Source organism: Rhizobium sp. M10 (assembly GCF_002531955.1).
Lineage (GTDB): Bacteria > Pseudomonadota > Alphaproteobacteria > Rhizobiales > Rhizobiaceae > Rhizobium > Rhizobium etli_C.
Genome location: NZ_NWTA01000017.1, coordinates 118,367 through 133,752 on the forward strand (window position 1 = coordinate 118,367; position 15,386 = coordinate 133,752).

General features: G+C 56.0%; 7 protein-coding genes. 1 reads left to right on the forward strand and 6 read right to left on the reverse strand.

Annotation, left to right across the window (positions count from 1 at the left end; translation table 11 throughout):
• Positions 1-220 precede the first annotated feature (220 nt).
• Positions 221-1,138, reverse strand: coding sequence for a recombinase family protein (locus tag CO671_RS23085; protein ID WP_097607869.1), 918 nt, complete (start codon positions 1,136-1,138; stop codon positions 221-223).
• A gap of 384 nt (positions 1,139-1,522) precedes the next feature.
• Here CO671_RS23085 and CO671_RS23090 point away from each other — a divergent pair, with 384 nt between their 5' ends.
• Positions 1,523-2,671, forward strand: coding sequence for an RHE_PE00001 family protein (locus tag CO671_RS23090; protein WP_097607870.1), 1,149 nt, complete (start codon positions 1,523-1,525; stop codon positions 2,669-2,671).
• On the opposite strand, the gene CO671_RS23095 is transcribed toward CO671_RS23090, so the two are convergent.
• From CO671_RS23095 to CO671_RS23115, 5 genes are all read right to left on the reverse strand, one after another.
• Positions 2,666-4,360: a hypothetical protein gene (locus CO671_RS23095; RefSeq protein WP_097607871.1), complete on the reverse strand. Its 1,695-nt coding sequence runs from the start codon at positions 4,358-4,360 to the stop codon at positions 2,666-2,668. The two genes, CO671_RS23090 and CO671_RS23095, sit on opposite strands and share 6 nt — an antisense overlap.
• Positions 4,361-4,395: 35 nt before the next feature.
• A complete protein-coding gene (locus tag CO671_RS23100) occupies positions 4,396-8,769 on the reverse strand; it encodes a hypothetical protein (protein WP_141514484.1) in 4,374 nt (1,457 codons plus the stop codon).
• Positions 8,770-8,830: 61 nt separating this feature from the next.
• Positions 8,831-10,009: an ATP-binding protein gene (locus tag CO671_RS23105; protein ID WP_097607873.1), complete on the reverse strand. Its 1,179-nt coding sequence runs from the start codon at positions 10,007-10,009 to the stop codon at positions 8,831-8,833.
• Positions 10,010-10,024: 15 nt separating this feature from the next.
• Entirely contained in the window at positions 10,025-11,776 is a 1,752-nt protein-coding gene (locus CO671_RS23110; RefSeq protein ID WP_097607874.1) for a phospholipase D-like domain-containing protein, read from the reverse strand.
• A complete protein-coding gene (locus tag CO671_RS23115; RefSeq protein ID WP_097607875.1) occupies positions 11,773-15,339 on the reverse strand; it encodes an AAA domain-containing protein in 3,567 nt (1,188 codons plus the stop codon). The genes CO671_RS23110 and CO671_RS23115 overlap by 4 nt, the downstream gene beginning before the upstream one ends.
• Between the last annotated feature and the right edge of the window lie 47 nt (positions 15,340-15,386).

A 15,386-nucleotide genomic window follows, 5' to 3' on the forward strand; every position in this document is an offset into this window, starting at 1 on the left:
CCAAGGGCCCTCTGAAACGGCAACGCCATATCGACCTCAAGTCCGTCACCAAGAGTCGTCCGAGCTTGAACCAACCACCCCAAAGTCTCATGCCCTTCTACCGATGCAGGTGACGTCCGTCCCGGAGCTTAACCCTGAAACCGCATACCGACAGCTCGCCGCCCGCCGAAATCAGGGCGGGCAAGAAATCGCGGCAGGGGCCAGATGATGCTCCCCGCGCTCAATGACGGATGAGACCGAACCGATGCGCCTCATCCAGCAGATGACGAACAGAGGACGGTTGCCATTTTCGCCCACCGCGCGCCGGCCGCTCTCCCATCTGATCCAGTTGTGCGGCAATATCGCGAAGCGATAGATCGGGATCGGCAATAGCAATCGCCGCGACGAGCTTCATGAGGTGATCTTCTGGCGCGCGGCGAGGCGAGCGGGTCAGGAGCTCGGGTTCGGCCAGTTTCTCGCGGACCATACGATGCACGGCGCGGCGCAGCCTCTCCACGGTCCAGTCATGGCCGCGGCGATTAAGGACTCGCGTGACATTGTCCCAGCTGTGCTGCGGGCGAAGTTGCCGGACGGTTGGAAGCCAGGTTTGGGCAGATAAGATCAGCTCGTCGAGATAGAGTTTTTCCCGAGCCTTCGACACCGCCTTGATCGCTTCTGGCCGCCGTTCGCGAAGACCAGGGTTGCCCGGTAGCTTGCCACGAGCTTTTGCTGCCTTGATCCCGGCTTTGGTTCGTTCGGCGATCAGCGCTCTCTCGAGCTGCGCGACGGCACCGAGAACCTGGAGGGAAAACATGCCCTGCGGAGTCGACGTGTCGATTGGATCGCGGATCGATCGAAAATGAACGCCGCGTTGCTCGAGGTCCTCGATCACGGACAAGAGGTGACTCACCGATCGAGCCAGACGATCGAGGCGGACCACCACGAGGATGTCACCCGCGGTCAACTCGCCGAGCAGCCGGGTTAAGACTGGTCGAGCGCGCGATGCTCCGGAGCCATGCTCCTGATAGATCCGATCGCAGCCGGCGGCCTGCAACTCGTCCATCTGGGCATCGTGGACCTGGTCGTCCGTCGAGACGCGGGCGTAGCCGATCAGCCGCTTTACACGCTGTTGGACGTTAACTGTTTGTCGCTTCGCCATCGCACATTTATCGGGCCGTTCGAAGTGATTTGTACAGATAAGGAATGCGTGAGAAATCGTTCAGTTGCAAGCGTGTTGGCCCACCAGACTCGAAATGCGGCTGCGCATGGGTATCGGAGCGTCCGCAGCGACAAACGTGCGCCAGCGGGCTTCCTTGGCGGAAACGCCGGAAAGCAAGGGAAGTTGAGGAGGGGAGGGGAAGCGAATTGGCGGCAAGAGTGCCGTTGGCGTAGTGCCGGCGAGAAGGGAGGCGCCAACCTAGGCTGCGGCCTGTCTTACACCCCCGATACGCATTACTTATCGCTGGCTAGGCGTGGCCTAGGGCAACATATCCAGTGGCGAACCATAATGTCGAGATAGATTTCGTTTAGCAAATCATTTACCATGATTTCAATGGCTTATGATCTCGCGAAAATCAGCATGACAGCCCTGATGCGGCCGGCTTTCGACGCGGGTGTCGCTCTGACCCGCCTCGACGAACGCGTCGCCCGTTCGCCGGTCGGGCACGGCTGGATCGAGCGTACTCATTTCGCCGACGCGTGTGCCTCGCTGTGGATCGATGGCGAACTCGTCCATCTCGAAGACCTCGTCCTCCACGACGCTTTTCGCGATACCCGCACCCCAACCCGCGAACTCACCATCGCCCGCGACGTGTTGCGCACCCGCCGGCGCATCTCAGACCAGTCACCCGAGTGGGCCCTATCCCCAGAGGGTATCCGAACCTTGCGACAAACATCGGACATCACGTCGGCCAACGCTGAGAGCGTAAATGCGGCCGGCGTCATCCGGCCCGCCGTCGCCGTGGATGCGGAAGGGGAAGGGGATGATGATGACGAAACGGGAAATCTGCCCGGCGTGGACTATGCAGCTATCGATGCGGTGCTCGCCCGATCAGAGGCGGCGATCGAGAGCGCCACACGGCCTGGGCGCGGCGGCGGTAACCGTTCGGCCGAAAAGGATCCGATGATCTACGATCTCGATTGGGACGAGGATGCCCGGCTCGACGAATGGCGTGCTGTGTTGCGCCAACTCGAAAATCTGCCGGCGGTGCTGCAGGCGATCGTCGCCCTCGATGCCTGGAACGGAATTTCGGTGCTGCAACATGCGCCGTGGCTCGCCCGGTTGCTGGCCGCTTCGATCCTGCGCCAGGCCGGTGTCACCACGGGTGCCCATCTCGCCGCCATCAATCTCGGCCTCAAAACCATTCCCGTCGACCGGCGCCGCCATCGGGACCGAGAGACGCGGCTGCTGGCCATCGCCCACGGGCTTTTGGCCGCGGCCGAGATCGGTATGAAAGAGCATGACCGGCTGCTGCTGGCCAGAACGCTGATGGAGCGGAAGCTGGAGGGGCGCCGGACATCTTCGAAACTGCCAGAACTGGTCGAGCTGGTCATGGCAAAGCCGCTGGTGTCGGCCGGGGTGGTGGCGAAGACGCTCGACGTCACGCCCCAAGCGGCGCGGCGGATCGTGACGGAGCTCGGGCTTCGCGAGATGACGGGGAGGGGGAGGTTTCGGGCGTGGGGTATCCTATGATGAGGACGCGGGCGCGCTAGGGGGAACCAGTTGTTCGAATTCATCGGGATGATAGCCGAAGACCCTTTTGAACCCGTGCTTTGCCCATTCCTTCATTGCATCGGCACGGTCTACGCTGGTGATCGAGCGGTAGTCGTATCGAAACGGTCCATCGTCTAGAATCCACTGAAGGGTTAGGTCGTAGAGGATGGTTGATCCCATGAAGGTATCAAGCGTGCGTTTTAATGCATCGCCGTCGCGGCCCGTGAACGCCCGAACGAAAATTTGCTCGGTGTCCGCCCGGTCCGTAAAAAGTGAGACGTGGCGACTGAACGTCTCTCGCGAACTATCGGTGGCACTCCCCATGGCAAGGAAGCGCCCTGCCCAACAAAAGAAATGCGGATTTGCGAGCTTGCTCCGGCAAAAGTCCATGAAATGAGAGGTGATCACACGGATGGGTAAGTTACTGAGGCCGAATTCGAAGCTGGCCCATTCGCTCATCAACTTCCCTCCGGCCGCAGTCTGAGAAAGATCGACAATAGCTCGGAGAGAAGTGGAAGGCTCATCATATCCGCAACGCTGGGTAAGCACCCGTGATACGAACGCGTATTCATCATTGGAATAGGTGTGGATCGCCTGCTTCAGTTCAGGGTGCTCCCGAGCCGCTTGGCAAAGCAGGGAAAATCGAGCGCCTGGATCGACATCTGAGATAAAGTCTTCGAAGTAGACAATTTCGAGCGGAAATCCGCGTGTCGGATTTATCGCGAGATCGCAAATTAGGAGAAAGAGTCCGATAAGGGGGCTATCAATTGTCTCTGGCCAGTCGGATTCGCTTAATTTGAGGAATTCCGCGAAGGCTGCCACATAGATGCCGCTGAAATAACCGTCTTTGGCGTAGGCTGCACAGCTCGTGGGTCCGCCTGAAGCTGCCAGGAATTGGAGCTGGATGAATCGCGCTTGACCCTCAAATATCGCGTGAAGCCCAACCTCGCTCTGTGTAATTGGTGAGCCATGGTAAAAGCCCTCGTGGCGCGAGAGCATAAGTCGATCGAAAGCCTGTTGCCATTTTTCGGGATTTGGCACGCTACCTACATCCAAATCACATGATTCAACAAGGGCCATCAGGGTGTTACCGTAGGCAATCCGGTAGGAATGGCCAACACTCTCAAAATGCTGGTTGCTTCTCAATTTGACGGCGCGGTTCGGGCTTGATGCGAGAACTTTGTAGAATTCGATATCCAGAGCGTTGTTGACCGCGATGTTGGCTTCGGCCAACGCCTCCGGTGACGGAGCAGAACCATTTCTCAAAGCGTCATCGGCCCATCGTTTCAAGGATTTCTTCGGCCCTATTTGCCCAATCGCCTTTTGAAGATGTTCGAGGCTGCTTGAAAACTGCGCTGGATAGCACAAGCTGTAAATTAAGCCTGCGGTCGAGCCGACATGCTGCCACCAATGTATGGTTTCATGGATATAGGTCGAGTAGGCCTGAATAAGGTCTGCCGGGTCATGGCTTTCGAAGTCACCACTGCTAAGTGCATCAACCAGCTCGTGAACACGCGGACTCAATCGCAAAACGAACTGCTTCGTATTGTAAAGCCCGTGTGCCTCCAGTGTAGCCGCAAACGTCGTCGGGGCAACCCAATCGCTATCCAGGGGCTCGACCAGTTCCCGTTTCAGTTCGTTGAAGATTATGGCTTGAGAGATCCTCACGATACGCTCCCGGCAAATCGGTTTCGGTTCACCAGTCAGGAATACAGTCTGGCCTCGGGTGGCCAAGGCAAATCTGAGGCGATATCCGGATGCCGCGGGTCCTCGTCCGCGAATCCATGCTCATCTCGCAGTTCGTCTAGCTCAACGAGACAATGTTTGGCGAGAGCCGAACTCTCTGTAGAGTCGGTGGCGATCCCAAACAAGAATGCTCGAACGCCGGCGACTGAGATGGGAAATATCTCGAAATGGGTTGAGCTCCCATCAATCGGTTGATGTCGTAACCCAACTGAATGGACGACTCTTCGTATGGTATCGTCGAATGGCTTGCTTCGCTCAGCGTAGCTTCGGACCATAGCCATAAGATCATCGCTTTCGCCTATTTCGGCAAAAATCTGTTCGTAGACTTTCCTTTCAAGCCCTTGAGCTCCAACGTAACGACGCCGAATTTCTGCTTTCACGACTGGAAATTTTTTCGAGACCTCCGAAAACTCGCGAGCAATGTTCCAGGGGCTAAGATCCCGAGCGCTGGCTTCGAAGGCGCCATCGGCAAATAGATCTAAAAACAACATGATCCCCGAAGGCCCCCTTCCGAACATTGTCTTCATCCAATCGTAGCCATTTGCAATGTCGGGATGTGAGCGGGCGAGCTCCCTCAATAAGTCATCACCCTTCTGGCCGGGAACTTCGCGGACGGCAAACAAAACGCGTTCGAAGCTATGCCGATAGGTTCCATAAAATGCCCTGACATCAACGAGAGCCGGGACAATGAGTTCAGGCCTCTCGGAAAACGGCAGCAGTTCTAACCACGGTTCGATCGCCCACGTATTTTGCCGGCTCTGCCAGGCGTCTCTCTCCGCCTTTTCGCGCCAAGCTGCTATGCCTTGCAGCAGGAGGCTTGCATCGAGCACCTGTCCATCCAGCGCCATCGCTGCCAACAGCTCGCATTTCGTGGAAATTTCCTTTGGAAGAGACACAACACGCGCCACCAGATCGTCGTGATTGCAATGGGGCATTGAAAGGGCGATCCGAGTAAGTTGGATCGCCAGCGAATGTGCGTCAGGGTCTACCTCTTGGGTAAGATTTTCGATCGCATCGAAAATCGCCTCTGCTAGGTTGTCCTCGGTAGGTTGAGCTGGCCGTGTGGCGCGACTCTTGCGTGCTTCTGCGATATCCTCCAACCATGGCCAGCGCGCGAATTGTCCCTTCAATGGACGATTTCGGCGGCTATCGCTGATCGACTTCAGGACGAGAGAAGCGTCAAAGCCAAAGTCGTGATCCTTAAGGTAGGTCGCGACGATCCTTGCAGCTTCATCAGTTCCCAAGTTGGCGAACGCAACCCGATACTGATTTCCATATCGCATGCTGGCATCCGATGCCGCCCGAATGTCGCCACGCTGCCGCGCCGACCGAAATCCGGCTTTGGCCGTCGTCAGGCGCGCCAAATCTTCGTCCAAAAGCCGCTGCAGCTGAGGCAGGAGCTCTGGAAAGCCAAACCGTCCAATTGCATTGGCGACATTGCAGAGATCACCGCGTGTGGCGTCGGCAGATTCAATGATTTTCCTCGTCCAATCTGCGAGTAACGAGATTACTTGAGATTGAACGGTCGGGCCAACCGGAATGAGAGGTCTGTTGGAGCCGCCGCCCCCATGCAGCGAAATCAGGGAGGAGAGCATTGAAATGGACGCGCTGTCACGCGCGAGCTCGTGCGAAATGACCGCCGAGACGAACGCGGATGCGTCGGTTCTTAACAGGCGACTGTGTAGTCGGTTGTAACGGTCGCGCATTGCTTTGGATTCGGTTGTGGCCTCCAACGCACTCCTGCAATCAGTATATTTTTCGATGAGGAGTCCGATCGTTTTGGATCCCACAAGATGTGCGATAGCGCCTTCATTCGGGACCTCGTCGTCGCTCAGGACGGCGTCAACAAGTGGGCCTTCATCCACAAGTTCGGCGCCAATGAGAACGTCATCGGAGCCAATAGGCAAATCCAACCCGCCTTCAAGACGGCGGCGTAGACCGTTTAGAACTGCCGCTGGCGCAATCTGTTGCGCCTCATAAAATGAACGAACGTGGTCTCTCACGGGAAAACCAGGATCAGCGATAGTATTGGCGATCTCAACGTCCCGGCTTAAAGAGGTATCAGGATGCTCGACGAAATGGTCAAGGCGCGCAACCGGACTGGTCGCTGCCTCCAAGACTCTTTGCCTTGCGCGCTCCAGCATAGCTGCCAATGAAGGGTCGCGAACTTGGGTGACAAAACCTCGCCGCGCTACCAGATCCCATACTTCTTCATTTGCTTTGCCTAAAAGCATCGCTACATGTCTGTCCGCCCCACGGAAATCAAGGTGTTGAAGGACGTCGGCCTGAACCTGTGGACTTGGATCCTTTGCCGCAAGCGCTGTTGCAAGATCCATTCCATCGACGCCACTCTCGGAGGCTATCAACGAGAGCAGGTGTTCGCGGACGGGTTCTGAAAGGCGTGCCACATGCGCAGCAATGCCTTCGCCAAGGACTGCGGGGCGGAATCTTGGCGCCGAACGCAAAGTGGGTAACTGGATCTGTGGGTCAGAGCTGGTGGCCAGAGGCCAAATTAACGTCGCAAAATCTGGCTTGCCAGTCACGATCATGAAGCGAACGGCACGATCGACTGAGCCAGGAACGTGCCACCGATCGACGAACGCCAATATGTCGACGCTGACGATGTTCCACGCATCTGACGATGCGCGATAAATCATTTCACCCGCCAGCATGGGGTCGATCGGCAGGGCCACGCGCACAGCATGTGCAGTTGCGTGAGCATCCTTGCGGTCTATCGAGAGTCGATCGATTGCGAAAAGAACTGATTCTTCCCAGGCTGGTTGATCCAAAATTTCAACGCGCAGCATTTTGCGGGCATCAACGTCGTTCTTGGCGCTAGCGCGGATCAGATCGACGACATCATGGCTTGCATACCATTCTTGAAACTGCTGATGCTGAAACGCGACGGAACCATCGCTGCCTCCATGCCGCATCAGGACGTGGTGGCTCACTAACAGATCAAGCACGGCGCCCGGTTCGATGGGACCTACCAACTGCTGGTCGCTTCGAAGTCGTTCGAGGGCGCGGCCAATGATCCGACGAGCGTCATGATTGGTGGCAGCGCTTGCTCTCGACGAATTTAGGTAAGATGCAAAAGACTGGAGAATAGCAGAATGGCAGCCGAAGAGCATCGCATGGAGAGCTTCGGCATGCTGATTTGCATTTTCATGCTCTTGGACAAACAGCCGCAGAACGCTCTCTTTGTTTGAGATGGCGGAGATCTGAGAGCCAGCCGATAAGAGTGCGGCCAGGTAGAGTGGAATGGCAATCAGTTCGCGCACTCCGGGGGTGCGCCACGCGTCATCTACTATTTTCTCGCCGGCCATGCCCGATCGAGCGCGAGCGATTTCCATTTGTTGATCAGCCGATAATTGTTCGACGACAACGCGGACGCCTGAAATCGGTACATCGAGGGCGTGCTGACGCGTAGCAACGACCATGCGGATGGATGGATAGTGGCCGCGAATCTCCTTCAGTTCCGCACGCAGCGTCTTTCGCGCCGTTGGCTCAAGCTCATTCCAACCATCCAGCAACAGCAACAGCTTTCCCCGTTGAGCCGCGAAACGAATATCGTCTTCGAGAACGTCCTTGTAGGAAAGGCGTCCTCGGAGACTGTCTAAGAGCTTCAAAGAACTCGCCGACCAATCCCCAAGCGCAAAGTAGAGTGGAATGAGATCGTTTTCTGCCAAGGCATGGTCGGCAAGCTGTAGGAGCGTCGTTGTCTTGCCCGTCCCCGGTGGAGCTATGATTGCAACCTCTCGCTCAATCTCCAGGGCTGAGGGCAGCTTGCTGATATTGAAGGATAGCTTCTCCTGTCGATCCCATAGTGTGAGCGTCAGCTCTACCAAGCTACCGGACAAAATAAGGTCGCCACTGTACCCCCGAATATCGCTTCGCGCGGCGTCTCGCAGACGTGCAAATCTTTGGTCTATCGCGCCTGTGGCCGTTGAATTTTCGGCATCGACGGGCGTTGACTGGGGTAAAACGCCTCCCAGCAGGTCGCGCAAAGCCCGCTCCTGGGCGCTGCGTTTCCACTCATGAAGTCTCTCCTTCGAGAACTGAAGCGGATCGGCGTCAATAAGCCTTCCGCAGTTTTGGCAGAGCCATATTCCGTTTTCTTTTCCGCGGCGCTCTTCTTTAGACTGCGCGAGATCATAGCGGGGCCCGCCCATCGACGCGGCACATATGTGAGCTGCCACGCCGATCGTGACGATACCCTGCTGATTCATATCAGCGGCGACGGTCGGTTTGCGGCACTCGGGATTTGAGCATCGAAAGCCGACGCCCCGGGCGAGTTGCGAAATCGTTTCTTTGGAAAAGTCGTCTCTCACCTTCGTCCTGATCCATATAATTAGCTGATGCGACCTACGGCAACCACGCAATTAAGCTGGTTCAGCGACGACGCCGTCGAATCCCCGCTTCATCGTAGCTTGGCGACCGCCTGTGGCCGAACGCATTCCACAACAGATCGAACAATGGGCGCATTAGCGTGTCCAACTGCTCAGGGAGCGCGTTTTCAATCCTCAAATCTGGCAGTAGGATTTTCTCGGAGCGATAAGGGTAAGCAACAGGTTGCCGCCAATGATCCTTGGGAGCCGTAATACCCTTGGCTCCCAAGATCGAAACTAAAATGTAAAATGGCGCCGGTACTCGGTAAAAGTCCAGCTCCCGAAACGCCCTGGCAACAATAGAAACAACTTCCTCTTCAATCGGTTCAAGATGGATCGCTCGTGTCCCACTGGCCTCTGCAGTATGTAACCGCGCAACCGCTTCAACCACGCCATTTCGGAAAAATGTCGTAAACGCCCGTACACTTCCAGCAGATTCCTCCGGCCCCGAATAAGAAACCAGTCCATCAATTGAGTACATCGAGTTCCACCCACCCGCGCCAATTGGAGGCACGCCGGCCCTATTGTCGTCAAACTCAATCTGCAATCCCTCTGAAAACCCTGCTAGAGGAATAATGTGCACAACTAGACATGGGGTATCGTTATCCAGGGCAAGCGGGCCTTCGTTCGCCACAAGAGCGTTAAGCCTTTGACCGCGGAATTCTCGAATTCTGTTCTCTATGTCGGTAGCGTAGAGAAAAGCTCGCCTTAGCTCATCGACACTCATCGCATGTTTCCCGTTTTCGTCGCGAATGAAGAAGCGACTGTCTTTTGCGACTGTGACGCGGTGCGGGGCTGCCCAGCTTCTTGGTACGCGAATAATAATGACCCCATGTTCGGGGCCAATTTCGAGCCAACGAACACGCAGACCAAATATATGTGGCTCAACCGAAGACCGAAGAGACTCTGAAATCGCCAATATCAGCGCATCGGAATTCTTCACTTCGACACCCGGAAGTCCTGATGCAAGGCCTCGTTCCTCGGAGACTCCGATGATTAGGTCACCACCGCTGGAGTTTGCCAATGCGGACACGTCAGCAGCAAACTCCTTTTTCGCATCGTCCGTTCGGCCGTAGTGGTCTCGCTTGAATTCAAGCCGTCGGCCTTCCGGGACCCCACCATCTACTAGGTCCCGAATATGTTGCAAGGTTAAGTCATCAAAGGGAATTTCCGATATGGCCATGGACTGACTCGTTGGCTAGGCAATCATCGCCGAATCGAATCGGCGCATGAAGTTATCCGCGATCTTTGGAGCATTCACGAGAACTCCTATTTCGCGAAACGGCATTGCCTCGGACGGGTCTGCAGACAACCAATTGAGGCTCGAAATCGCTAAGTGGTCGTCATCCCATCCGAGGACTTTGGCGTGAATTCGCGGGCGATGAACCGGCTTCACTTGTAGGCCGGCCTTCGCGAATGTCCGGACAAGTTCTGCGCCAGCCTCTCCTGAAAGTGGCCCTGTTGTCCTTCCATAGAAAAATGACGCATCAATATTGCGCGCTTTCACCGCCGCAAGGGCGGGAAACAGCGCGAGAGATTCGGCGGCGATTCCGATGCGATGACTGAGAGCGAAAATTCGCTTCGTTGCCGAGTCGCGCGCTTCCAGAACCAGCTTTGCATGATCTGCACCATAAACGAGCCGCATCGGAACGGTTCGCCCGCGAGGACCAGGTGTATCCATTACCCGACGTCCGAGCACCGCCAATTCTACTGAAAGGTCATTCCAGACGCCCGGCCGTCCCTGTGCGAGGCCGGCAAGCTTACGGATAAGTTGTCCGATCAAGTATGGTTCTCGCAGCCGCAGCGACGTTTCGAAGCTTGTGTACTCTGAAGCAAGCCAGTTGCAGGAACCGATCAGCGCATTCCATCCTTTCGCGGAATCGGCGAAAATCACCTTCGCATGGGAATTGGTGGAAAACGGATGGACGGTGATTGCACCTGTTCTCCCAGCCGAGTCGACAGCGGTTTGCATCTTGGCTGCGGCGAATTGTGATGAACGCGTCGACGAACCGAGATCATCCTGTCCCCAAAGGACATCCACCTTAACGCCTCGCTCGGCGGCTCGGAAAAGCAACGGTAAAACGGCCGTTGCCCGGTCGTCGCTGATGAACGTTGAATGGATGATGACTCTCTCGGTTGCCGCAGTGATGATGCGCTCGAATGAGCGCCAATGCTCCTCTCCGTCAAGAATCACATCTGATGGATCATAGGCGGCGGCCGTTGACTTCGGAGGTTCGTCGGTGGTCTCCTTTATCACTATCGTGGACCCAGCTGTTTCAGACCGGTCAGGCGTATCTCTTCCCAAAATTTCTAGGGCGGCGTGCAAAATCGTGTGCCGCAACAATACCGGCGCACGTGCAGGCAGGCCCTCAATCGTGCCCTCTCGAACAGTTACAACTGCATATCGCTCGGCCAATTTTTCTGAGCCCCGATCCACGCCGACGATTAGTTCATCCTCACCCTCGATAGCCGTGAAAACTTCACTCATATCCTCAAGGAGATGCGTGGGCGACGCGCTGAGATGGACGACAGGGTTTTCATCAGTATGGGAGGGAAGTTGATTTTTGTGGTAAATCTCAAGCTCCCTGCCACGATAGACGCTTCCGGTTACCTGCTCCACTGTGAATGCTCGCCAGCGAGGTTCCGTTACAGTTGCGGAAGGCAGTTGCTCCTGATGAACCCGAGATGCACCGGATGGCGTAATTTGAAATAGCGAACCTTTGGACGTTGCCACGATCTCCACCCATCCTGCACGCATCAACCGAATGAATGCCTCGACCACCACGCGTCGGGGCAGAGTTGAACGCTCGGCCAGGTCTGCCGCTGACGCCGCTCCGCGCGAAACTGCGTCGAGAAGCAGATGTTCGATAATGCTCCACTTTCGGCCGCGCTCGATTATGAATCGTCTGCTGCCCTTCAACACGGGAAAAGTCACTTGGACAGAAGTCATTTCTTCGCTCCCTTCAACACGTGCCACGGAACGATTGATGCGTTCCCCGCGGACTTCTCCTCGTCGAGGGCGGCGAGGAAGTCTGACAGGAATCCTATGTCCTGCTCGGATAGACTTTGCGCAACTGAGACGACATGCCGATAGAAAGAGAGACTGCCAACTATGACCAGGCGCCATTTTGCGCGGCTGAGAATAACATTCATTCTCCGATTATCCCGCAAGAACCCGAGAGCTCTCGCGGGTGTCGCGTGATGGTTGTTGCGTACCATAGAAACAATGACGGCATCGGCCTCACCACCCTGGAAGGAATCGACGGTACCGCAGAAGCCGATTCCTTCAACAGCGGGCGTGAACCCGGACAGATTTATGAGCGAGGCAGATCGGCTTTGATCAATCAACCGCTCTATTCGCCGAACCTGCTGCCAATAAGGAGAAAGCACGGCGAGTGATGGGCTCTTCCCAGATCCATTTGGCGCAAGATGCTTGAGCGCCTCGATGACGGCCGCTGCTTCATCTGGGTTTGACCAGGGCGGGGCTCTCTCGCCTCCTCGGCCGCCTGGTCCCTCCTCCTGCGCGTAAGGCATGTCAATGAAGACAATCGGTTTATCCGGTAGGAGAGCCGGATTGATGCTTTTCACGGGAGATGGTTCGGTCGCGAATTTTGCCGCCTGTTTGGCATTTGTTTCCAGTTCCCGCTCGTAAAAGCATTTCGAAACGATGCGCGCGATAGCGGGATGCATTCGATACTGCTCGGTCAGACGTCGCGCGATGCGAGGGCCGATGTCCTTCTTTTTCTGGCGCGAAAGTTCCCGCTCGACGAATGTCTCAAACAGCGTGAGCAAGGACAAAGCCTCGGCGCATGTGCTGCCGAAATCGTCACCCGCCTTTGATACTTCGTCGAAGGTTTCGTCGATGCCGGGATCTTTCAAGTATCTCGAGACCAAACTATCTGCCAGCTTGACGACATCCTGAACTGCAACAGTCGAAGACAACAGTTTTGCTATTTTATCGACATCGAATGGCGGGAGCTGCTTGTGATCCCCGATCATTAAGCGCCGGTGCGAAAGTAGAAGGGGGGACAGGAGCTCCCCGCCGGTCGCCTTGCCTGCTTCCTCGACCACGGTCCAGTCGAAAAGGCCTTGCTCCTCGATCAATCGCTCTACTGCGGCCGAATTTGTGGTTGCAAATACCAGATTGGCAGCTCTGAGTATCATTCCTTCGAACGCTCTAAGCTCGGCAGCTATCCGCCTACCAGCCCCGTTCACGCCGGTTCGTCGCACTCCACCCGTTGTTTTTGCGGATGCAAGAGCGTTCACCCTTGCCGCAAGTCGCGGTGCGGCCTCGTGCATCAACGGGCTTGTCGCCAGATCTTGCAGAAGCTTGTCGGCCTGGATGTCGATCTCCAATTCACCGGCGGCTTCATCGTCATCCGCGGCCCGCGCACGCACCATTAATGGTCCGCTTTCTTCATCAGATGATTTGAAGGTCGTTTGCACTTCCTTCATTAGGTGATCAATTGCGGAATTACTTTGTGCCGAGAGCAGGACACGCGCAGTCGGATCTTCGTCCATGCGGCGCGTCACAAGATCACCAACTAGATAAGTCTTTCCAACACCCGGCGGGCCCTGCAGAAGAAAGAGCGGGATGGTCGAGAGAATCTCGCGCAGCGCGCTTTGCTTCGATCTATCAAGCTTTTTGAAGGCCTCTGCGTCTTCATCGAGGGGGTCCTGGCTGTCATCGATCCGAAGACGGGGATCAACGAACATTCGCAGCAGTTCGCCATGGTTCTTAAGAGCTGCCAAAGCCTTCAGGCGACGCTTGAACTGTGCGATTCGGCCCGCCATATCGGCAGGAACAAGAAATCCAAACGAGCGCGCATGAGGAAATAATGGGCCCTCAAACTTCATGCACTCTACGTCGTTCAATTCCTCAAAATCGAGAAAGCGCCAAGCCGTGCTCGTCGGGGAGCGGTCACCAAGTGTGCCCGGCTCAGAGAACATCCACCCACCCTCGTCTCGAGGTGTTTCGGAACTCAGCAGCTTACGCAATCTGATCGCAGGCGCCTCCAACCCGAGGTGCGAGGAAAGTTCGGCGCGATCTTTGTCGACGCGAGAAACAACGTGCATGATCTTTTGATCCACGCTGTCACCGCTCCGCTTTGAGATTATCTCGATCGGAAATATGTCGGCTGCCGCATATGCCATTTCCAAAATTAGCAGCAGGGCAAAAGCCTGATGCATTCGCCCTACGTCCGATTTCTGCGCTGCGTGCTCAACCGTGCGGCTTATATAATCTTCCCAATGCTGAACCTTTCCTCTCCTGCGTGGAAACGATTGAAGTGCATCACCGGTTTTGACAAGATCCAGAGCTGCAGCGTTGATGAGCGTCTCGCCGATGATCAGTGACTTTGGCGGTGGATCGAGATCGACCCTCTCCGAAAACGCAAATTCCCAGCTTGCCGCATCAGGCGAATTCGGACGGCGATAGGGTGTTAGCCTATACGTTAGATGTTGACCAAGAAGGACATACCTTGCTGATCCACCGTCTCGAATGGCAATCAACTGGACCTGCTCACCGAGATCGTCACGCAGGAAACGCAGCTGCTGTATGTCATCTGCGATTTCGATCTCACTATTGGAGGCTTTTCTGATAGCCTCCGAAAGGGTACTTCCAGAACCCAACCTTACAGCGAGACAAAGTGCTGCATCCTTTCCGGCGACCTCCGCGGCAATATCGTCGACGATTGCCTGTATCCGACTTGCAATATAGTTTCCGTCCAGCCGCTCTACATATTCAAGGCCCAACATCGCTCTCAGGAGCCTCACCTCCGCCGCTGGGACATGCTCGGCAACACGCGATGCGACGATTCTGAGATCGTTGAGTGGCCCGAGAGGTATGTCGAGGACGACCGCAGCTAGATGGGCCAGATCACGCCAGTCGTGAGCGAAGGAAAAGGTTCGCTCCTCGCGGGGCGCCTTTCCTTTTTTGCCGTCGCTGGCATCAATCGCGACGATCCGCATAGACCATTCGAAACCTGTCAGTCTAAAGTCTGGTTCTTCACTGAGCGCGGTTACGACCGACCAAGGATCAATGTTCCTGTGGATAGTACCCTGAGAGTGCAGGAGCTCGACACCATTTGCGAGCCGCAGAATGTTTGCCCAGAGTAGACGACGCGTGCGCGGCTGCCGGGCTTGTGCCAGCAGCGGCGGCTTTCGACTGGCATTGATCAAAACATTGAGAGGACTTCCTTGGCCGGGATCCAAGACCAGGTAGAATCCCACCTTGTCCTTGCCGCTCGCCACCATCGGAACAAATAGGTCGTCGGCACGTGGGACAGCGGAGAGACGCTGTAGTTGACGGATTTCGCTTCGCCAGATTATTTCCAGATCCTGATCGTCAACTCCCTTGGTGCGGGGCCACGTTTTAATAAGCACCTCTCGAGAATCGCGTGTCCGCGCTGCGTCAATTCCCGCTCGGCCCTGTTTTCGATCTGGCTTGAGAAGATATTTGTCGTCAAGCGTGTATTCTGACAGATATCCGGGCTTTGACTTACGACTCGACATCTTCTCCCCCTTGAATGTACTTCTACTCGTACAACGTGGGGATGAGT

Bases quoted from the DNA above. Each gene is read 5' to 3' on its own strand.
- CO671_RS23110 (WP_097607874.1), bottom strand. From the start codon at position 11,776: ATGACTTCTGTCCAAGTGACTTTTCCCGTGTTGAAGGGCAGCAGACGA.
- CO671_RS23085 (WP_097607869.1), bottom strand. From the start codon at position 1,138: ATGGCGAAGCGACAAACAGTTAACGTCCAACAGCGTGTAAAGCGGCTG.
- CO671_RS23115 (WP_097607875.1), bottom strand. From the start codon at position 15,339: ATGTCGAGTCGTAAGTCAAAGCCCGGATATCTGTCAGAATACACGCTT.
- CO671_RS23105 (WP_097607873.1), bottom strand. From the start codon at position 10,009: ATGGCCATATCGGAAATTCCCTTTGATGACTTAACCTTGCAACATATT.
- CO671_RS23090 (WP_097607870.1), top strand. From the start codon at position 1,523: ATGATTTCAATGGCTTATGATCTCGCGAAAATCAGCATGACAGCCCTG.